The following is a 19,501-nucleotide window of genomic DNA, read 5'->3' as shown; positions in this document are numbered from 1 at the left end:
CAATGGTTTCCGGCCATGTACGAACCGTCGAACCACACCGCCGTCGGACCGCTCACGTAATCGTCGCCGGCATCGCGGCAACGTCCGCCACAGCCCGCACAAACGCACGGACCCGTTCCGTACTGTTCCGCTCCATCCAGACCGGTCCCCGCTCGATCGGCTGTGCGTCGTGAATGGGGATGTAGGAGACGTCGGGTCGAGGGTAGTAACGCCTTGCGTGCTCCCCGACGGGAAGGACGCCCCTGCCCATCGCGACCAGGGTGAGCATCTCGGAGAACGACCTTCCGGCCGGCCCTTTCGGAACCGGCCTGCCGGACGGAGTCCGGTCCGGCGTGCGGTCCCGCTTGAATCCTGCCGAGGTCACCTCCGGGTACTGCACCACGGGATGCTCCGCGAGCACTTCCAGAGACACCGACCGCTCGCCGGCGAGCGGATGCACCGCGCCGACGGCGAGCACCCGTGGCTCCGTCAGCAGCGCCGGTCCACAGGCCATTCCGTCGAACGGGTACGACGCGATCAGCACGTCCACCGAGCCGTCGCGGAGGCTCGCCCGCGAGTCGGACAGCTGAACCTCCCGCACCTCGACCCGGCAATCGGGGTGACGTCTGCTGAACAGACCGACCGCCCTCAGAAGTGCGGGTGCCGTCCACTCACCGAGGAACGCGACCCGCAGTTCGCCCGTGACACCACGACTGGCATCGGCGGCTCTTCGCAGCGCGTCCTCCATCGCGGTGACCAGGGGCACCAGGTCTTCGGCCAACTGCCGACCGACCGCCGTGAGTCGGACAGTTCTGCTGGTCCGCTCGAACAGCGGCCCGCCGATCCGCCGTTCAAGCTTCTTGATCAGCTGGCTGACCCGCCCGGTCGTCACGCGCAGCCGCTCGGCGGTACGGCCGAAATGCAGTTCCTCGGCGAGGGTCAGAAAGATCTCGATCTCGACCCGTTCCAGCATGGTGCCCCCGGCGTTGAGTCTGGCTCAACAATCGTGTTCCGATCCCGCCTTGATACCGTTTCCTCCCCGACGGATCGTAAGTGGCGACGGCTCTGCCCCTGTCCAGCCCCTGACATCCCCCGGGAGAAGAAGTGACTCCAGTGCCCCCTCCGGCAAGCCCTCTGCGCGTGAAGGCATTCGACCACCTGGTCCTCAACGTCGGGGACGTCGAACGGGCCCTGGCCTTCTACATCGGACGCCTCGGCCTGGAACCGGTACGCGTGGCCGAGTGGCGGTCCGGCAAGGTCCCGTTCCCCTCGGTGCGGATCACACCGAAGACCATCATCGACCTGGTCGGCCGCCCTCGGGGGGAGTCCAACGTCGACCACATCTGTCTCACCGTGGAACCGCTGGACTGGGACGAGTTCATCGAGACGGCGGGAGATCTCACGGTCCTCGAAGGCCCCGTCGAACGCTACGGCGCACGCGGCACCGCGACGTCGGTCTATGTCCAGGACCCGGACGGCAACACGGTGGAACTGCGCTGGTACCCGCAGGACGCAACCTGACGATGCTCCTGCTGCTGATCCACGAGGTAGCGCCGATATTCATGTGCGAGCACCTCCCGACCGGAGGAGTCGGCGAAGGAGCCCGCGGCGCCATCGGTGCCGAAACCGAAGATCTCGTGGTCCCGCAGAAGCCGAGCGTCCTCCCCCGCGGCCGACGCCATCTGCAGCCGAGCCAAGCGCCGCCCCGGGTTCCAGCACCCGGGGACGGCGCCCGTGCCCGCGTCGATCAGTCAGCCAGCGGCAGGTACACCCTGTTCCCGCTCGCCGCGAACTCCTTCGACTTCTGAAGCATCCCCTCGGCGATCTCCTCCTGCGACCTTCCCTCGGTCGCCGCACCGCCGAACCGCTCTGTGATGCTCTGGCTGATCTTCATCGAGCAGAACTTCGGCCCGCACATCGAGCAGAAATGTGCAGTCTTGGCCGGCTCCGCCGGGAGGGTCTCGTCGTGGAACTCCCTTGCCGTGTCCGGGTCCAGGGCGAGGTTGAACTGGTCCTCCCACCGGAACTCGAAGCGTGCGTCGGACAGCGCGTCGTCCCATTCCTGTGCACCGGGGTGGCCCTTGGCGAGGTCGGCTGCGTGGGCAGCGATCTTGTAGGTGATGACGCCGGTCTTGACGTCGTCACGGTTGGGCAGGCCCAGGTGTTCCTTGGGCGTGACGTAGCAGAGCATGGCCGTGCCCCACCAGGCGATCATCGCGGCACCGATGCCGGAGGTGATGTGGTCGTACGCCGGCGCGACGTCCGTCGTCAGCGGGCCGAGCGTATAGAACGGAGCTTCATCGCAGATCTCCTGCTGAAGGTCGATGTTCTCCTTGATCTTGTGCATCGGGACGTGTCCCGGGCCTTCGATCATGGTCTGTACATTGAAACGCTTGGCGATCCTGTTGAGTTCCCCGAGCGTGCGCAACTCCGCGAACTGCGCCTCGTCGTTGGCGTCCGCGATCGAGCCGGGGCGCAGGCCGTCGCCCAGCGAGTACGTGACGTCGTAGGCGGCGAGGATCTCGCACAGTTCCTCGAAGTTCTCGTACAGGAACGACTCCTTGTGGTGCGCGAGGCACCAGGCCGCCATGATCGAGCCGCCGCGGGAGACGATGCCGGTCTTGCGGTTCGCGGTGAGCGGCACATAGGGGAGGCGCACGCCCGCGTGGACCGTCATATAGTCCACGCCCTGCTCGGCCTGCTCGATGACCGTGTCCTTGTAGATCTCCCAAGTCAGTTCCTCGGCCCTGCCGTCGACCTTCTCGAGTGCCTGGTAGAGCGGCACCGTGCCGATGGGGACGGGGGAGTTGCGCAGCACCCACTCGCGGGTGGTGTGGATGTTGCGGCCGGTGGAGAGGTCCATGACCGTGTCGGCGCCCCAGCGGGTCGCCCAGGTCATCTTCTCGACCTCCTCCTCGATGGAGGACGTGACCGCCGAGTTGCCGATGTTGGCGTTGACCTTCACCAGGAACCGCTTGCCGATGATCATCGGCTCGATCTCCGGATGGTTGACGTTGGCGGGCAGTACGGCCCTGCCCGCCGCGATCTCTTCACGGACGACCTCGGGAGAAACGTTCTCCCGGATGGCCACGTACTCCATCTCCGGCGTCACCTCGCCCCGGCGTGCGTAGGCGAGCTGCGTGATCGCGTTGCCGTCGCGGCCACGGCGCGGCTGGCGCGGCCGTCCCGGGAAGACCGCGTCGAGGTTGCGCAGCCCGCCACGCGGCGAGGTGTGCTTGATCCCGTCGTCCTCGGGACGGACGGGGCGGCCCGCGTACTCCTCGGTGTCACCGCGGGCGACGATCCAGTTCTCCCGCAGCGGCGGCAGGCCCCTGCGGACATCCGTCTCGACGAGCGGATCGGTGTACGGGCCGGAGGTGTCGTACAGCGTGACCGACTGCCCGTTGGTGAGGTGCACCTGACGAACCGGCACGCGCAGGTCGAGGCGCGAACCCTCGACGTACCCCTTGTGCCAGCCGATGGACTTCCCGGCCTCCCCATTGCTGGAGATCTGTGTGGAGGCAGGCGTGCGTGCGTCCTTGTTGGTCATGAGACCTACTCCCTACGCCGGCATTACCCGGTAACAGGTTCGGCGGTCGACGCAGCGGTTTCCGTCGGTCGGTGTCACATGTGAAACATCACTTGTTCCACGTGAAACATCGCAAAGACGGAGGTCAGCGCCCTCTCAGCCCGGTGCTCCGAGCTCCCGCGTGTGCAAAGGAGCCTCCACGCTAGCGTCAATTCGGGCGCGGTGAACAGAGGGCCCCTGCCGTTCTTGCGATGATCGGTCGGTGACCACGACACATCAGCCCCCGTACCCGCCGCCCGAGCCGCCACGCAGACAAGGCTCCGGAAGACAAGGCGGCGGACACGGCCCCGGCGCCTCTGACGGCCATGACCTCGGCCCGGGGCATGGCGGCGGGCCCGGTCACGACGGCCACGGACATGGCCACTCGCACAGCCATGGCCCGGCCGCGCCCGTCTCCAAGCATCTCCGCAAGGTCATCGCGGCCATCCTGATCCCGTTCACCGCCGCGGTCGTGGTCGGGCTCGTGGTGCTCTGGCCCGGCGGAGCCCCGCCGCACGAGCGCACCGGGGTCGGCTTCGACCGGCAGACCCAGCAGGCCACGGTGACCACGGTCGTCGAGGTGAGCTGCAAGTCGGTGAACGCCTCGGGCGGCACCCCGACCGGTGACACCTCCACCGCCGCGGGCAACTCCGGGCAGGAGGAGGAGAACGGCACCTGCAAGAAGGCCACGGTCCGGGTCGACACCGGCAATGACAAGGGCCGTACGTTCACGGAGATCGTGCAGCCGGACCAGTCGCGGCAGTTGCACGAGGGCGAGAAGGTCGTGGTCGCGTACGAGCCTTCGGCGCCGAAGGACCTGCAGTACTCGGTCACCGATGTGGACCGCAAGTTCCCGATGGCGCTACTCGCCGGCATCTTCGCGCTCGCCGTCGTGGTGGTGGGCCGGCTGCGCGGTGTCATGGCGCTGGTCGCGCTGACCATCAGCTTCATGGTGCTGACCCTCTTCATCCTGCCGGCGATTCTCCAGGGCTCGAATCCGCTGGTCGTGGCGGTGATCGGGGCGAGCGCGATCATGTTGATCGCGCTCTACATGTGCCACGGGCTGTCGGCACGTACGTCGGTGGCGGTACTCGGAACGCTGGTCTCGCTCCTACTGATCGGCATTCTCGGCTCGGAGTTCATCGACTGGGCGGCGCTGACCGGCAACACGGATGACAACACCGGCCTGATCCACGGCCTGTACCCGTCGATCGACATGAGCGGTCTGCTGCTGGCCGGCGTCATCATCGGTTCGCTGGGTGTCCTGGACGACGTGACAGTGACGCAGACGTCGGCCGTCTGGGAGTTGCACGAGGCCAATCCGACGATGGGCTGGCGCGGGCTGTACCGGGCGGGCATCCGCATCGGCCGTGACCACATCGCGTCGGTCGTCAACACGCTCGTCCTTGCCTACGCCGGGGCCGCGCTGCCGCTGCTGCTGCTCTTCTCGATCGCGCAGAGCAGCGTGGGGGCGGTCGCCAACAGCGAACTGGTGGCCGAGGAGATCGTGCGCACACTGGTGGGCTCGATCGGGCTGGTCGCCTCCGTGCCGCTCACCACGGCGCTCGCGGCCCTGGTGGTGTCGGCCGACCGGCCGGGGCGGGAAACGGCGCCCGAAGGGGCCCAGCCGGCCGCGGCGCGCGGCGGAAGGGGCCGACGCCGCAAGCGCTGACACCCCGGCAGGGCATCGCCATAAGCGGTGACACCGCCCGGAGGGCGGGCGCGGGGGCGCAGAAGCGTTCCTGCACCGCGCACACGCATAGCGGAACGCCACGCTCTCACGGCCGTACCGCTCAGCCCGCGCTCTGCTCCTCGGCCAGGATGCGGTCCAGGGCCTCGTCGAGGTGGGCGTCGAAGTCCGCGAGCGCCCCCTCCTGCCCCAGCGGCACCAGCTTGTCCGTACGGTCCAGGAAGGCCACCAGGGGCGGCGCCGAGGAGCGGAACACCGCTTGGTCGCCGCCGACCTGAAGCCGGATCAGCACCTCACCCAGCGTCTCGGGGTCGGTGGGCGCGATGTGCACATCGCCGTCACCGCACGCTCGGCCCACTCCGTCGATCAGCAGCTCGCGCCCGAACGCCCAGGTCACCGGGGCATCCCCCGGCAGATGGAAGGTCAGCCGCACGGCATAGGGATCAAAGGTCTCGTAACGCAGTTCCACCGGGATGCGGAAGGAGAGCTCCTCGGAGACGAGAAAGCTCATCATGACCTCTGCCTGTACGGACTCGCGCATCGCCTACCCCGTCATGTGACACCGACTGGCCTGGAATGACCCCTTTGGCACTGGTGGCATCTTGCTGAAAGTACACACCAGATCACAAGGAGTGAGTTTTCAGATACTGATAGAGAGCGCGAGCAACCCCAGCCGACGCCCCACCTCGGTCTGCAGCCGCTGAGCCGCGGGCAGCAGCCGGTCGGCCTGATGGGCGGGCAGGGAGATGGCCATCGTGGCCGCCTTGGCGCCGAAGGTGATCGGGACTGCCGCGCAGACCGTCCCGAGCGCGTACTCCTGACGCTCCGTCACCGGCTCCATCCGCCGCATCCGCTCCAGACGCCGCAGCAGGCCCTGCCCGTCACGCACGGTGTAGGGGGTGAGGGACCGCGCCGGGTAGCGGTCGAGGTGGTCGCGGCGCGCACCCTCGTCCAGCTGGGACAGCAGGCACTGCCCGATCGCGTGTGCGTGCCCGGTCTCGCGGAAGTCGACCCACTCCTCGACCGCCGGACTCCCCGGGCTGTCGGAGACGCACATGACCTCGATCTCGCCGTCGCGGTACGCCGCGTAGTAGACAGGCGCACCGATGGAATCGCGCCATTCCGCGAGCACGGTGGCGACCGTGCTGCGACGTTTCTGCTGCGCCCCACTGCTGCCCAGCCGCTCGGCCGCCTCCCCCAGGAAGAACAGGCCCTTGTCGCGCCGCAGATAGCCCTCGTGAACAAGCGTGCGCAGCAGGTGGTACGCCGTGGGGAGCGCGAGGCCGGTCTCGCGGGCAAGTTGTTTGGCGGGGGCGCCGTACTCGTGCTCGGCGACCGATTCCAGCAGACGCATCGCGCGCTGCACGGATCCGATGAGGGTCACGGAATTCGGCTGCTCGGAGTCCGCCGACGACGGTGGCCGCTGCACAGGGGGCGCCGAGGAGCGCGGGGCGGGGGGTGCGTGCGGTTCTGCGGGTGCGGTGTCGACCGTGGCCAAGGGGCACTCCCGGAGCGGAGGGGGCGGCCCGTGCGGAGGAACACGGGTGGGGTGTACGCCGCCCGCGGGGCTGGACCCCCGCGTGGAATTCCGGACTCTAACCGCCTGCCACCCCCGCAGACGGCCCGTCCGGAAAACTTCCCTCGCCCGAGGGAACCGGTGATTTCCGTTACCGTCACCGGTGTCCCACGGTGCTCACCAGTCGCTGCGCGACGAGGACCCCGACGTGAACTTCCGCACGATGTAGATCAGGCCGCCGACCAGCGCCACGAAGATCAGTGCCTTGAAGAGCAGGCCGATCACAAAGCCGACCACGGTGGCTATCAGACCGCCGAACACGACCAGGGCGATGACCGGCACCGCGACCCACTTCACCCACCACGGCAGTCCCGTGAAGATCTCTCGCATGGCCCTCGTCCTTTGCAGCTCGTACGTACCGATGTCCTGCATTCGATGCTAGGGCCGCGAGGGGCCCGGCGGGCGCCCCGCGTCCCTTGTCCTCCCCTGAGCGTTCCCCTAGGGAACCCTGAGCCGCGGGGTCAGGCCTCAGGCGGAGAGAAGATCACCAGAACCCTCAGGTCCTCGCTGATGTGGTGGAACTTGTGGGCGACCCCGGCCGGGACGTACACCACGCTGCCGCGCGCCACCTGGGTCGTCTCCAGGCCGACCGTGATCGAGGCGCGGCCGCTCACGACGAAGTACACCTCGTCCTGGTTGTGCGGTGTCTGTGGGTCATGCTCGCCCGCGTTGAGGGCGTAGAGCCCGACCGACATGTTCCGCTCCCGCAGAAACTGAAGGTAGGCCCCGTCGTTGGCGGCTCTTTCCGCCTCCAGTTCGTCCAGTCGGAATGCCTTCATCGCGCTTGTCCGCCTTCGCCCCACTGCTCGTCGCCGATCTCGTCTGCCACGATCAGACACATGAAGAATTTCGTAGTCAAGACGATCGCCAACGCGGGCGCCCTGGCGGTCGCCGTCTGGCTGCTCGACAAGATCACCCTGACCGGTGACAGCACGGGCAAGAAGGTCGGCACGCTGCTCCTCGTCGCCCTGGTCTTCGGCCTGGTCAACTTCCTGGTCAAGCCGATCGTCAAGGTGCTGACCTTTCCCCTGTTCATCCTGACGCTGGGCCTGATCACCCTGGTGGTCAACGCGCTGATGCTGCTGCTGACCTCGTGGGTGAGCGACAAGCTCGACCTGAGCTTCCATGTGGAGGGCTTCTGGACCGCCGTCTGGGGCGGCCTGATCATCTCGATCGTCTCCTGGGCGCTCAACGTCGTCCTGCCCGACGGCAAGGACTGATCTCCCGATGACCTACCGCGTCTGCTTCGTCTGCACCGGCAACATCTGCCGCTCCCCGATGGCCGAATCCGTCTTCCGCGCGCGGGTGGCCGAGGCGGACCTCGACGGCCGGGTGGAGGCCGACAGCGCCGGCACCGGCGACTGGCACGAGGGCGACGGCGCCGACCCGCGCGCCGTCTCCGTCCTCGAGGAGCATGGCTACGACAGCGACCACACGGCCCGCCAGTTCCAGGCGTCGTGGTTCTCCCGCCTCGACCTCGTGATCGCCCTCGACTCCGGCCACCTCAGGGCCCTGCGCGACCTCGCGCCCACGGAGGAGGACGCGCGGAAGGTGCGGCTGCTTCGTTCGTACGACCCCGCCGCCGGCGACGACCTCGACGTCCCGGACCCGTACTTCGGGGGACTGGACGGCTTCGAGGAGTGCCTTGAGATGGTGGAGGCGGCGAGCGAGGGCCTGCTCGCCGCGGTACGGGAACAACTGAAGGGACGGGCCGCATGAACGATTCGACCAGGGACGGCGTCGGTAGCGGCGAGGGCACGCGCGCGGTGCGCGCAGGGCTGCCCGAGACGGCCAGGAACGAACCGACGCTGCCCGGGCCGGTGTTCGCCGCCCATTTCCATCTGCCGGGCGACGTGGCCGGGCCGTACACCTACGGCCGTGACGACAACCCGACCTGGACCCTGCTGGAGCGCGCCATCGGCGAGCTGGAGGCGCCCGGACAGGACGGCGTCGAGACGCTGGTGTTCGCCTCCGGCATGGCCGCGATCTCCGCGACGCTGTTCTCCCAGCTGAGCGCCGGGGACACCGTCGTGCTGCCCTCCGACGGCTACCAGGTGCTGCCCTTGGTACGCGCCCAGCTGGAGGCGTATGGCATCGAGGTGCGCACCGCGCCGACCGGCGGTGACGCCCAGCTCGAGATTCTCGACGGCGCGAAGCTGCTGTGGATCGAGTCCCCGTCGAACCCCGGGCTCGACGTGTGCGACATCCGGCGGCTGGTCGAGGCGGCACACGCGCGTGGCGCCCTGGTCGCCGTCGACAACACCCTCGCGACGCCGCTCGGGCAGCGGCCGCTGGAGCTGGGCGCCGACTTCTCCGTGGCCAGCGGCACCAAGCAGCTCACCGGGCACGGTGACGTGCTGCTGGGATACGTCACCGGCCGCGACGCCGAGGCGATGGCCGCCGTACGCCGCTGGCGCAAGATCGTCGGGGCGATCTCCGGGCCCATGGAGGCCTGGCTCGCGCACCGCTCCATCGCCACGCTCCAGTTGCGCGTGGACCGGCAGAACGCCACCGCACTCGTGCTGGCGGAGGCCCTGCGGCAGCGGCCGGAGGTGACCTGGCTGCGCTATCCCGGTCTGCCCGACGACCCCTCGCACAAGATCGCCTCGCAGCAGATGCGGCGCTACGGTTCCGTGGTCTCCTTCACGCTGCCCACGCGCGCGCGTGCCGAGCGTTTTCTCGACGCGCTGCGGCTGGTGGAGGACGCGACGAGCTTCGGCGGGGTGCGGTCCACGGCCGAACGGCGCGGCCGCTGGGGCGGGGACGCGGTCCCGGAGGGCTTCATTCGGTTCTCGGTCGGCGCCGAGGACGCCGAGGATCTGGTGGCCGACGTACTACGAGCGCTGGACGAGTCGGCGGAATGACCGGATGAACGGACGCCGGACCGGGGCCGACTACGTACGACGGACGGTCCGAGCCTCCCCCCTCGTGGCTCGGACCGTCCCGGTTCCTGCGCCAAGAACCGTGCGAACTAGGCTAGTTGACTCTCTGTCAGTGTCCAATCACCGTGGCGACAGCGACCTATCGACTTATTTATAGTTGGGCCCTGCCTGGGGGCCGGGGACAGGCAGGGAAAGGGGGGGCGTGCCATGGATCTGGCCTTGCTGCGCACGTTTGTGACCGTGCACCGAGCCGGCTCCTTCACTCGCGCCGCCGCGCTGCTCGGTCTCTCCCAGCCGGCCGTCACATCACAGATCCGGGCGCTGGAAAGACAGGTGGGCCGGCCGCTCTTCCTGCGGCAGGCCCGCGGAGTGACTCCCACGACCATCGGCGACGAACTCGCCCACAAAGCGGCACCCCACCTCGACGCCCTGGTGGAGATAGCCGAGACGGGCCTCGACGACGAGTCCTCGCTACGGACCCTGCATCTCGCCGGTCCGCCCGAATTCACCGCCGAACGCGCTCTTCCCGTCCTCACGGAGCTCATCGGGGACGACGGCCAGGGCTTCGCACTGCGTGCCTCCTTCGGAAACGCCGAGGAGACCCTGGAAGGGCTGGCCGCCGGACATCACGATCTGGCCATCAGCACGGCGCGGCCGCGTGGCGCCCTGCTCACCGCGACTCCGCTCTGCGACGAGGAACACGTGCTGGTCGCCGGTCCGCGCTGGGCCGCGGAGGTCGGCTCCGAGCACCTGCGCCGCAACGGGGCGCCCGTGCTGGAGAACCTGCCCGTCGTCGAGGTCCATGAGTCGCTGCCGTTCGTCTCCCGTTACTGGGCGTCGGTGTTCGACTGCCGTCCTGCGGCCACCGGCACCGTCATTGTTCCCGATCTGCGTGCGGTGCTCGCGTGCGCGATCGCCGGCGCGGGCCTCGCGGTGCTGCCCCGCTACTTGTGCGCCCCGGCCATCGCGTCCGGCGACGTGGTCGCGCTGCATGAACCGGCGGTGCCGCCACTGCGGACGTACTTCCTGGTGGTGCGCACCGGCACGCTCGCCATGCCCCATGTCGCGCGGGCGCACGAGTGGCTCCAAAGGGCAGCCGCGGACTGGGGCTGAGGGCCTTGACGCGCGGGTGACGCCAAGCGGTCGAGCGATGGCCGTTTGCGATGTTTCACGTGGAACCAGCCGGGCCACATTCCATCCATGACCGTCCGACCCGTGGTCAAGCGCACCGCCCGCGCCGTTCTGCTCGACGGTGACGACCTGATCCTCATCAAGCGCACCAAGCCCGGTGTCGATCCCTACTGGGTCACTCCCGGTGGTGGGGTCGAGCCGGAGGACCCGACTGTCGTCGACGCCCTGCACCGCGAGGTGCACGAGGAGCTCGGCGCCAAGATCGCCGACGTGGTGCCCTGCTTCGTGGACACCGTGGAGCACATCGGTGAGGACGGTGGCGCGACCGGCGTGAAGGTGCAGCACTTCTTCGTCTGCCGGCTGGAGTCCATGGACCCGGCTCTGCGCCACGGTCCCGAAGTGGACGAGCCGGCCGGTGAGTACGAGATCGTGCGCGTACCGTTCACCCGGGTCGGCATCGCCTCCGTCCATCTCGTTCCGCTGTCGCTGCGGCACTATCTGGACGGCAACATCGAGGGCGTACGCGCCATGCACGCCCCGGATCTCGGCTGACGGTTCAGTCGCCGACGACGACCAGTTCCTCGACGGAGTCGTGCCGGATGCGCTCCGAGGGGATGCCGACGTCCCGCAGCGCGTGGACGCCGCTACGGATCATTCCGGGCGGCCCCGACAGATAGGCGTCGTACTCGTCCCACGGGCCGAACTCGCGTACGGCGTCGGGAAGCTGGATGTGCGCCTGCTGGTCGATGATCGCCCGGACCGCGAGCCATGGGTGGGCCTGCTGGAGCCGCAGCATCGTGTCGATGTCGTACAGGTCGTGGTCGGTGCGTGCGCCGTAGAACACCTCCACGGGGCGGCGGTCGCCGTGTTCGGCCACGTCCTCGACGAGCGCCTTGATGGGCGCTATGCCGGTGCCGCCGCCCAGACAGAGCAGGCCACTGTCGGTGGTGTGGTCGACCGTCATGGAGCCGGCGGGCGGGCCGAGCCGGATGACGTCACCGGGGCGGGCACGGTGGACCAGCGCGTTGGAGACCCAGCCCGCGGGAACGGCCTTCACATGGAACGTCAGCAGTCCGTCCGAGCGGGGCGCCGAGGCGAAGGAGTAGTGCCGCCAGATCCGCGGCCACCAGGGAGTCTCCACACTCGTGTACTGCCCGGCCAGGAAGGGGTACGGCTGGTCCGGGCGGACGGTGACGACCGCGACGTCCGGGGTTCTGAGGTCGTGGGCGACGACCTCCGCGTACCACCAGGCGGGCGCGCGCAGTTCGTCCACGGCCGCCGCGTCGATCATGACCTGCGAGATTGTCGTGTACGCCCGTACCCAGGCCGCTTCCATCTCCGGATTCCAGATGGCGGCGGCGTACTTGCTGAGCGAGCCTATGAGGCACTCGCCGACGGCCGGGTAGTGCTCGGCCCGCGTGCCGTACTTGCGGTGACCGCGGCCGAGGTTCTGCAGGTAGTCGACGAGGACGGGTGTGTTGTCGATGTGCTCGGCCGCGGTGAGCAGCGCCTTCAGCAGCCGGTCCCGCTGGGTGTCCATGGCGGCCGGGAACAGCGACCGCAGGTCCGGGTGGCGGACGAACAGGAGCGCGTAGAAGTACGAGGTGACCTTGTCGGCGACGGGCGCGACCTCGGCCATCGTGCGGCGGATGAGGATCGCGTCCGGCGAGGCGTTCTCGGTGACGGGCGCCGGACGCTGAGCGGGCACACGGTTTTCGGCGGGCGGGGCGGCGGAGTGCTGCTCGTGGGGGGCCGTGCGGGGCGGCGGAGCGGCGGAGTACTGCTCGTGGGTCGCCGCCCGGGAAGGCGGGGCGGCGCCGTGCGGCTCATGCGGGGCCGTGTGGGGCGGCGGTGGGGCAGGGTGCTGCTGATGGGTCGCCGCCCGGGAAGGCGGGGCGGCGGGGTGCTGCTGATAGGTCGCCTCGTGCGGCGGCGGTGGGGCGACGGGGCTGTGCTCGGGGCGCGGCGCGCCGGGAGGTCGCTGTACGCCGGCCTGTGCGGGCGTGGGAGGTCCGGGCGCCGGTATTCGCTCCTGCGTCCTCGGAGCCGCGCTCGGGGGAGCCGAAGCTCCGGGAGGGGCTGAGGCGTCCGTGGAGGGGTGGGGAGCCGCGTCGGACCCCGGGCGACCCACCGGTCGTACGACGGCCGGACGGCGGACCTCGTCGGGCTGCCGATCATCGGTCGGTGACGCGTCGGGCGGCGGTTTGCGCGGGGTGAACCAGCCGCCCCCGCCGGACGTGCCGTTGTCCGCCGACGTCGTGGTCGGAGCGTCCATGGTGTGCCTCGCCTCGAACATCTTTCGGTCGGTCTGGCCACTTCCTCGATCGGAAGGTGCCTGCTTTCCCCCGCGGACGGCTTGCCATTCACGCTCCGGCCAAGCGGCCGATAAGGCCACCGCAGCATCGCATCCAGAGCGGTTGTCCCGGCCGCATACCCGGAAATTCGGGTCTTCGATCTCTCCGTCCCGTTAGGCTGCCTTGCCCTGCTCTCGGCCCGCTCGGGATGAGTGCAGCGCATCCCGGACATGAACCGGAGTCGACCATACCGGCCGTCGCCCCGCACACAAGTCCCCCCTCGCTCCCCCACGAATCGAACAAGGGGCGAACCAACGATTCCCTCAACTACCAGGCGCGGCACACCAATTCATAGGCATCCCACAGATCCTGGCCCGTGTAGGAGTGCGTCGCCAGACCGGCGAGATGACTGTCCGCATTGACCGCGACGGACACCGGCACCGCGGCGAACAGGTCCCTGTCCGACAGGGAATCCCCATAGGCGACACAGTCGGCCCGCTCCACTCCGAACCGCTCGCACAGCCGGTCCGCGATCCGTACCTTGGCCGCGGCATTGAGGACTCCGGCCGGGTCCACGGGCTCGGTGAACGGTACCGAGGGAAAACGCGATCCGAACGCCGCGTGCGCGCCCCAGCCGAGGAGCCGTTCCACGAAGAAGGACGGGGAGAGCGACACCACTGCGCAGTAGTCACCCGCTCTTCGGATCTCTGCCCAGACCTCTCGGATACGGGCCAGCCAGGGAGCTCCCTCGAAGGCCGACGTCACATGCGCCTCGGTCAGATCGGCCCAGAGGGCGTACACCTGCGCCGCATACTCCGGCGGGCCTATCCGTCCGGCCGAAATGGCTTGATCCAGCGCCACCGTCTCGGCTTCCCGGCCCAGTTGCCGGGAAATCTCCACGGGCGCCGAGGTGCCGTGCAGCAAAGTGCCGTCGAGGTCGAAGAGATGAAGTCTCGTCATGGGCCGAGAGGCTAGTCAGGAGCGCTCGCGTTTCCTCCGTGAGGCCGCAGGTCGCTCACCGTTCGCCGGTGTTTCACGTGAAACACCCCGAGCCCGTCCGCATGCTGTGCGGACGACCAGGACATGGCCAAAAGGTCGCACGTCTGCACCGAAACGGGTGGACGCAGGGGGTGCCGGTCGGACAGCCTGACCTGCGTGCCCACTCCTTTCCTCGCCGCACTGCCCATCCGCCGTCTGACGCATCGCGATCTCCCCGCCTGCGCGGACCTCTCAGAAGACCGGGGGTGGCCTCGGGAGGAACACAAATGGGGCTTCCTGCTCACCGCAGGAAAGGGTTACGGCATCGACGACCCCGACGGCGGCCTCGTCGCCGCATGCGTCGTCACGGAGTACGGCCCGCAAGACCATCCGGATCTGGGTGCCATCGGCATGGTCCTGGTCGCCGAGCGGTATGCCCGCCGGGGCGTCGGACGCCGGTTGATGCGCCACGTCGTCTCGGCGATGGGGACAACGCCACTGACGCTGCATGCGACACCGTACGGCCGCCCGTTGTACGAGGAGTTGGGCTTCAAGGTCACCGGTCGGGCGGAGATGCTGTGGGGGCACTTCACGCCAGGTGGGCCGGAACCCCGGGTGGCGACCCGTGCGGCCAACGCCGAGGACCTCACCTCGATCCTCCGGCTCGACGAGGAGGTGTTCGGCGCGGATCGCACGCACATCATCACGCGGCTCCCCGCCTTCGCCGACCGGCTCCGCGTGGCCGAGGACAACGGCCGGATCATCGGATACGCCGCGGTCTGGCCGAACATGGACACTCATGTCGTCGGTCCGCTGACCGCTCGTGACACGGAGACGGCCAAGGCGCTCATCGCCGCGCTCGCCGCCCACACCGAGCGCCCGCTGCGCACCGACATCGACGTACGGCACGAGGACCTGCTGGCGTGGGCGAAGGAGCGCGGGCTGGCGTCCGTGGCCTTCAACGCCGTCATGACCTACGGCACCACGGAGTTGCCCGGCGACTGGACCCGGCGGTTCGCGCCGCTGACGGTTGCGGCGGGCTGAGCGGTCCTGGTACGGCGCACGCCGGGCCCCACTCCACGGTGGGGACCGGCGTTGTCGCTGTGGGCGCGGAAACTCAGGCGAGCGTCTCCACGGCGGCGAGCGCGAAGCCGTGGTCCTGCTCTGGCGCACCGCCGCCCACACCGATCGCGCCGATCAGGCGGCCATCGCGGTGGATCGGGATGCCGCCCGCGATGAACAGCAGGGGCCGGTCGAGCACGGTGGGCAGAGTGTGGAAGAGGCCGCCGGGCTGGACGGCGTCGACGAGGTCGGCGGTGGGCGCGTTCAGTTGGAGGGCCGTGTAGGCCTTACGCGTGCTGGTCTCTCCGGAGATCAGCACGGCCCGGTCGTCCCGCCGGAAGGCGAGCAGGTGGCCGCCGGCGTCCAGGACAGTGACGCTGATCGTGACTCCGGCGGCCTCCGCCGCGCGACGTGCCGCGGTGACGAGGATCTCGGCGTCGTGAGTGGTGAGCGGGGCGACGGTGGTCGTGCTCATGGCTGTTTCTCCTTGGGGTGTTGCTGAGGGGGGGTGTTTGGGGGGTGTTTTCGGGGTGAGGGGGCTGCCGGATCGGGTCGTTCGCGGAGTCGGGAGCGGCCCTGATCCGGGGTGGCTCAGTGCCGGACCGCCGACCGCTGCTCGGTGGGCGTGCCACCGGCCACCACCACGGCGCCGGGCGCGCCGTCCCGGCGCTCCAGGGCAGCCGAGAGGACGGCGAGGACGAGCGCGGCCGCGGCGAGGGCGGCGCCGACCCAGTTGGGTGCGGTGTATCCGAAGCCGGCCGCGATCACGATGCCGCCGAGCCAGGCAGAGAGGGCGTTGCCCAGGTTGAAGGCGCCGATGTTGACCGCGGATGCCAGCGTGGGCGCGCCGTGTGCCTGGTCGAGGACCCGTTTCTGCAGCGGCGGGACGGTCGCGAAGCCCAGGGCGCCGATCAGGGCGATGGTCACGGCTGCCGCGATCTTGTTGTGCGCGGTGAGCGTGAAGAGGGCCAGCACGACGGTCAGGGCGCCGAGCGAGACGTACAGCATGGGCATCAGGGCACGGTCGGCGAATCTGCCGCCGACGAGGTTGCCGCCGACCATGCCGAGACCGAAGAGGACCAGCAGCCAGGTGACGGAGCCGTCGGCGAAGCCGGCGACGTGGGTCATCATCGGCGCGATGTAGGTGATGGCCGCGAAGACCCCGCCGAAGCCGAGGACGGTCATCGCCATGGCGAGCAGGACCTGGGCGTTCTTGAAGGCGGCCAGCTCATGGCGCAGCTGCACTCCCTCGGGCCTGGGCAGCTCGGGGACCAGCTTGGCGACGCCCGCCAGGCCGACGACGCCGAGCGCGGCCACGATGCCGAAGGTGACGCGCCAGCCGACCTGCTGTCCGACGAGCGTGCCCAGCGGGACGCCGACGACGTTGGCCACGGTCAGACCGGTGAACATCATCGCGATGGCGCCGGCCTTCTTGTCGGGCGCGACCAGCTCGGCCGCGACGACCGAGCCGATGCCGAAGAAGGCGCCGTGGGCGAGGGAGGCGACCACGCGGCCGATCAGCATCACCGCGAAGGCGGGGGCGACGGCGGACAGCAGGTTTCCGGCGATGAACAGGCCCATCAGCAGCATCAGCATCCGCTTGCGCGAGACCTTGGTGCCGAGCACGGTCATCAGCGGAGCGCCGATCACCACGCCGAGCGCGTATCCGGTCACGAGCAGGCCGGCGGTGGGGATGGAGACCCCGAAGTCGCCCGCGACTTCGGGCAGCAGACCCATGATGACGAATTCGGTCGTTCCGATCCCGAAGGCCCCGATCGCGAGGGCCAGAAGCGCGAGAGGCATGGGGGGTACACCTTCCCAGACGATTGCAGGAGCGCTTTGCGTGCGTTCACAATAATTGCAGACGCGGGCTATGTGCAACCGCAGGATATTGCGGAGGTGCTCTATTCTGGTTTCAGCCGCTCCAGGACGGAGGAAACGCCAATGACAGCGACGGCCCCCGCACTCACCGCCCTCGCCCAGGGCTGGTCCGCCCTTGCCCTGCTGCACGGGAGGATCGAGGCGCACATCGAGCGCGCCCTGCAGGGGGGGCACGACCTGAGCGTGCGGGAGTACTCCCTGCTCGACGTGCTCAGCCGCCAGCACGACGGCGACGGGGGCCATCTGCAGATGAAGCAGGTCGCCGATGCGGTCGTCCTCAGCCAGAGCGCCACGACCCGACTGGTCACACGCCTCGAGGACCGCGGCCTCCTCGAGCGCTATCTGTGCCCCACCGATCGTCGAGGCATCTATACGAACGTCACCGAGGCCGGCCTCACCCTGCTCGAAGAAGCCCGACCGACCAATGACGCCGCCCTGCGCGAGGCTCTCGACGAGGCTGCCAGGAACCCGGAACTGGCTCCGCTGGTCCGTGTCGTGGAGTCCCTGAACGTGCCCGCATAGGCTGCGGGCATGGGAGATCTTGAGATACGAGCCGCCGTCGCCGACGACATCTCCGCCATCGTCGGCATGCTCGCCGACGACCCGCTGGGAGTCCGGCGCGAGTCACCCGACGACCTCACCCCGTATCTGACGGCCCTGAAGCGGCTCGAAGGGGATCCGAATCAGCACCTGGTGGTCGCAGTGCGCGAGGGCCGCGTGATCGGCACGCTCCAGCTCACGATCATTCCGGGACTCTCCAGGCGCGGCGCGACGAGGTCGATCATCGAAGCGGTGCGCATTCACGCCGACGAGCGCGGCAGCGGGCTGGGGACGCGTCTCATCGAGTGGGCGATCGACGAATCACGGCGCCTGGACTGCCAGTTGGTGCAGCTGACCTCCGACACCTCACGAACCGACGCTCACCGTTTCTACGAGCGGCTCGGCTTCACGGCCTCGCACGTGGGCTTCAAGCTCCAACTCTGAGCCAGGACCGCCCCGGCGACAAAAGAAGCGGCATGTTTCACGTGAAACATGCCGCTTCCTCGGCTATCAAGACACTCGAAGTCGCCTAACCAACCCCACGCCAACCCTCCGGATCCACGCCGCCCGGCACCGGAGCCCCCTCGTCGTACGGCTGACGCGTGAACACGAACGAACCGAGGTCAAGGTGGCTCACAGACCCGTCCGGGCGCTGTACGGCCCGCAGGAGCTCCCCTGCGTAGTAACCCTCCAGTCCCACCCAGGTGCCATCACCGTTGGCCCTGAAGCGCGAGCGGCGGCCCCTGCCGGACAGCGGCTCCAACGCGACGAGCCCGTCGGCCGTCACCCTCAAGGCGAAGCCGTACGTGCCCCAGTACCACTGGCCCGCCAGCTCCAGTACGGAACGGTCGACTTCACGCGGCGGCCGCCAGGGCTCGGGGATCCTCGGCTCGGCCTCGGCGACGATACGGACGAGATCGGCGCCGACCACGGACACCAGGGGGCCCGAGGTGCAGTTGGCCAGGACGACGGCGGCCACGTCGTCCTCGACGCTGATCGTGAGGCTCGCCAGGAAGCCCGGCAGCGATCCGGAGTGGCCCACGAGCAGGCGGCCGTCGCGGTGCTGGAGCTGCATACCGAGGCCATAGGCGGCGCCGTCCACGACGTCGGCGGCCTCGGCCGGGGCCGCGGGCGTCCGCATCTCCCGTACGGACTCCGCGCTCAGCACCCGGTCGTCCCCGTCGGCCAGGAAGACCGCGAACCGGGCCAGATCCCCAGTGGTCGACCACAGTTGACCGGCCGGCGCCATACGGCCGAGGTCCTCCACAGGCTCCGGAAGGAGCGCATCAGCCCAGGGATGAACGGCCCAGCCGCCCGCGTGCGGTGCCTGCGGCTGCGCGCTGGTGCGGCCGAGACCGAGAGGTTCGAGCACCTCGCGCCGCAGCACCTCCTCCCAGGGAGCACCGCGCAGCTCCTCCACGAGCGCGCCCAGCAGCGTGTAGCCCGGGTTCGAGTAGTGGTGCCGCCGGCCGACGGGATGCAGGAGCGGCTGCTCACCGAGTACGTCGCTCAACTCGGGGCGCAGCGACCCCGGCGTCCGCTCCCACCAGGGCGCGGGCGATTCGGCCGCCAACCCGCCCGTGTGCGAGAGCAGTTCGGCGATGGTGGCCTCTCCCGCACCGGTGCCCGGCAGATGCTTCTCCAGCGGATCGCCGAGGTCGAGCACGCCCTCGTCACGCAGCCGCAGCACGAGCACGGCGGTGAACGTCTTGGTGATCGACCCGATCCGGTACTGCACATTCTCGTCGGGCCCATGCCCGTCCACAGAGGTCCGCGCTCCGTGCCACACCACCCGACCACCACGCACGACCGCCGCCACCAACGACGGCGCCCGTCCTTCGGCCTGCGCCACGGCAATCCGATGCACCAACGCCCGCCGCGTACCGGGAAGCAACTCTTCCGAAGATGTCGTCATGCCCC

The 19,501-nt window shown here is 69.2% G+C and carries 22 protein-coding genes and 1 riboswitch; of the genes, 10 read left to right on the top strand and 12 right to left on the bottom strand.

Annotated elements, in window-relative coordinates:
* Window positions 1–52: 52 nt before the first annotated feature.
* Window positions 53–952: a LysR family transcriptional regulator gene (locus ACFYXB_RS06700; protein ID WP_389578435.1), complete on the bottom strand. Its 900-nt coding sequence runs from the start codon at window positions 950–952 to the stop codon at window positions 53–55.
* 161 nt (window positions 953–1,113) lie between these two features.
* Here ACFYXB_RS06700 and ACFYXB_RS06695 point away from each other — a divergent pair, with 161 nt between their 5' ends.
* On the top strand, window positions 1,114–1,500 hold the full coding sequence (locus ACFYXB_RS06695; RefSeq protein ID WP_389578662.1) for a VOC family protein: 387 nt from the start codon (window positions 1,114–1,116) through the stop codon (window positions 1,498–1,500).
* Here the strand turns inward: ACFYXB_RS06695 and ACFYXB_RS06690 are convergent.
* On the bottom strand, window positions 1,437–1,676 hold the full coding sequence (locus ACFYXB_RS06690) for a DUF4241 domain-containing protein (protein WP_389578434.1): 240 nt from the start codon (window positions 1,674–1,676) through the stop codon (window positions 1,437–1,439). The genes ACFYXB_RS06695 and ACFYXB_RS06690 overlap by 64 nt on opposite strands.
* Window positions 1,677–1,726: 50 nt before the next feature.
* The gene (gene thiC / locus ACFYXB_RS06685) at window positions 1,727–3,529 is read right to left on the bottom strand and encodes a phosphomethylpyrimidine synthase ThiC (protein ID WP_389578432.1); all 1,803 of its coding nucleotides are present in this window, start codon (window positions 3,527–3,529) and stop codon (window positions 1,727–1,729) included.
* Window positions 3,522–3,699, bottom strand: a riboswitch (TPP riboswitch). (Overlaps the previous gene by 8 nt.)
* 71 nt (window positions 3,700–3,770) lie before the next feature.
* Here thiC and ACFYXB_RS06680 point away from each other — a divergent pair.
* A complete protein-coding gene (locus ACFYXB_RS06680) occupies window positions 3,771–5,219 on the top strand; it encodes a YibE/F family protein (RefSeq protein WP_389578430.1) in 1,449 nt (482 codons plus the stop codon).
* A gap of 121 nt (window positions 5,220–5,340) precedes the next feature.
* On the opposite strand, the gene ACFYXB_RS06675 is transcribed toward ACFYXB_RS06680, so the two are convergent.
* From ACFYXB_RS06675 to ACFYXB_RS06660, 4 genes are all read right to left on the bottom strand, one after another.
* A complete protein-coding gene (locus tag ACFYXB_RS06675; protein ID WP_389578427.1) occupies window positions 5,341–5,778 on the bottom strand; it encodes an SsgA family sporulation/cell division regulator in 438 nt (145 codons plus the stop codon).
* A gap of 99 nt (window positions 5,779–5,877) precedes the next feature.
* The gene (locus tag ACFYXB_RS06670; protein ID WP_389578424.1) at window positions 5,878–6,735 is read right to left on the bottom strand and encodes an IclR family transcriptional regulator; all 858 of its coding nucleotides are present in this window, start codon (window positions 6,733–6,735) and stop codon (window positions 5,878–5,880) included.
* Window positions 6,736–6,930: 195 nt separating this feature from the next.
* A complete protein-coding gene (locus tag ACFYXB_RS06665; protein WP_351345968.1) occupies window positions 6,931–7,143 on the bottom strand; it encodes a DUF5326 family protein in 213 nt (70 codons plus the stop codon).
* A 131-nt stretch (window positions 7,144–7,274) separates the two neighbouring features.
* Window positions 7,275–7,592, bottom strand: a complete 318-nt coding sequence (locus ACFYXB_RS06660) for a cupin domain-containing protein (protein ID WP_351345971.1) — start codon at window positions 7,590–7,592, stop codon at window positions 7,275–7,277.
* A 60-nt stretch (window positions 7,593–7,652) separates the two neighbouring features.
* Here ACFYXB_RS06660 and ACFYXB_RS06655 point away from each other — a divergent pair, with 60 nt between their 5' ends.
* The 5 genes from ACFYXB_RS06655 to ACFYXB_RS06635 all read left to right on the top strand — a co-directional run bounded on the left by ACFYXB_RS06655 (window position 7,653) and on the right by ACFYXB_RS06635 (window position 11,378).
* Window positions 7,653–8,033, top strand: coding sequence for a phage holin family protein (locus ACFYXB_RS06655; RefSeq protein WP_351345974.1), 381 nt, complete (start codon window positions 7,653–7,655; stop codon window positions 8,031–8,033).
* 7 nt (window positions 8,034–8,040) lie between these two features.
* Entirely contained in the window at window positions 8,041–8,532 is a 492-nt protein-coding gene (locus tag ACFYXB_RS06650; RefSeq protein ID WP_389578420.1) for a low molecular weight protein-tyrosine-phosphatase, read from the top strand.
* Complete coding sequence (locus ACFYXB_RS06645) at window positions 8,529–9,677, top strand: cystathionine gamma-lyase (RefSeq protein ID WP_389578417.1); 1,149 nt, start codon at window positions 8,529–8,531, stop codon at window positions 9,675–9,677. The genes ACFYXB_RS06650 and ACFYXB_RS06645 overlap by 4 nt, the downstream gene beginning before the upstream one ends.
* Before the next feature lie 225 nt (window positions 9,678–9,902).
* Window positions 9,903–10,808: a LysR family transcriptional regulator gene (locus ACFYXB_RS06640; protein ID WP_388500723.1), complete on the top strand. Its 906-nt coding sequence runs from the start codon at window positions 9,903–9,905 to the stop codon at window positions 10,806–10,808.
* An 87-nt stretch (window positions 10,809–10,895) separates the two neighbouring features.
* On the top strand, window positions 10,896–11,378 hold the full coding sequence (locus tag ACFYXB_RS06635; RefSeq protein WP_351345986.1) for an NUDIX hydrolase: 483 nt from the start codon (window positions 10,896–10,898) through the stop codon (window positions 11,376–11,378).
* Between the two features lie 4 nt (window positions 11,379–11,382).
* Here the strand turns inward: ACFYXB_RS06635 and ACFYXB_RS06630 are convergent, their stop codons facing one another.
* Window positions 11,383–13,101 (bottom strand): globin domain-containing protein, encoded by a 1,719-nt coding sequence (locus ACFYXB_RS06630; protein WP_389578413.1) that lies wholly within the window; start codon window positions 13,099–13,101, stop codon window positions 11,383–11,385.
* Between the two features lie 346 nt (window positions 13,102–13,447).
* A complete protein-coding gene (locus ACFYXB_RS06625) occupies window positions 13,448–14,080 on the bottom strand; it encodes an HAD family hydrolase (protein WP_389578410.1) in 633 nt (210 codons plus the stop codon).
* Between the two features lie 195 nt (window positions 14,081–14,275).
* Between ACFYXB_RS06625 and ACFYXB_RS06620 the strand changes: the two genes are divergently transcribed.
* The gene (locus tag ACFYXB_RS06620) at window positions 14,276–15,142 is read left to right on the top strand and encodes a GNAT family N-acetyltransferase (RefSeq protein ID WP_389578407.1); all 867 of its coding nucleotides are present in this window, start codon (window positions 14,276–14,278) and stop codon (window positions 15,140–15,142) included.
* A 73-nt stretch (window positions 15,143–15,215) separates the two neighbouring features.
* Here the strand turns inward: ACFYXB_RS06620 and ACFYXB_RS06615 are convergent, their stop codons facing one another.
* Together ACFYXB_RS06615 and ACFYXB_RS06610 are read right to left on the bottom strand one after the other, a co-directional pair.
* On the bottom strand, window positions 15,216–15,635 hold the full coding sequence (locus ACFYXB_RS06615; RefSeq protein ID WP_389578404.1) for a heme-binding protein: 420 nt from the start codon (window positions 15,633–15,635) through the stop codon (window positions 15,216–15,218).
* Window positions 15,636–15,751: 116 nt separating this feature from the next.
* Window positions 15,752–16,963: an MFS transporter gene (locus ACFYXB_RS06610; RefSeq protein ID WP_389578401.1), complete on the bottom strand. Its 1,212-nt coding sequence runs from the start codon at window positions 16,961–16,963 to the stop codon at window positions 15,752–15,754.
* A gap of 141 nt (window positions 16,964–17,104) precedes the next feature.
* Between ACFYXB_RS06610 and ACFYXB_RS06605 the strand changes: the two genes are divergently transcribed.
* Entirely contained in the window at window positions 17,105–17,563 is a 459-nt protein-coding gene (locus ACFYXB_RS06605) for a MarR family winged helix-turn-helix transcriptional regulator (RefSeq protein WP_389578398.1), read from the top strand.
* 9 nt (window positions 17,564–17,572) lie between these two features.
* Complete coding sequence (locus ACFYXB_RS06600) at window positions 17,573–18,025, top strand: GNAT family N-acetyltransferase (RefSeq protein ID WP_389578395.1); 453 nt, start codon at window positions 17,573–17,575, stop codon at window positions 18,023–18,025.
* Window positions 18,026–18,110: 85 nt separating this feature from the next.
* On the opposite strand, the gene ACFYXB_RS06595 is transcribed toward ACFYXB_RS06600, so the two are convergent.
* Window positions 18,111–19,496, bottom strand: coding sequence for a serine hydrolase domain-containing protein (locus ACFYXB_RS06595; protein WP_389578393.1), 1,386 nt, complete (start codon window positions 19,494–19,496; stop codon window positions 18,111–18,113).
* Window positions 19,497–19,501: the final 5 nt, after the last annotated feature.

The sequence above is a fragment of the Streptomyces sp. NPDC002619 genome, assembly GCF_042889305.1.
Taxonomy (GTDB): Bacteria; Actinomycetota; Actinomycetes; order Streptomycetales; family Streptomycetaceae; genus Streptomyces.
The sequence above is the reverse complement of the archived record's forward strand: the minus strand, read 5'-3'. Positions and strand labels throughout refer to the sequence as shown.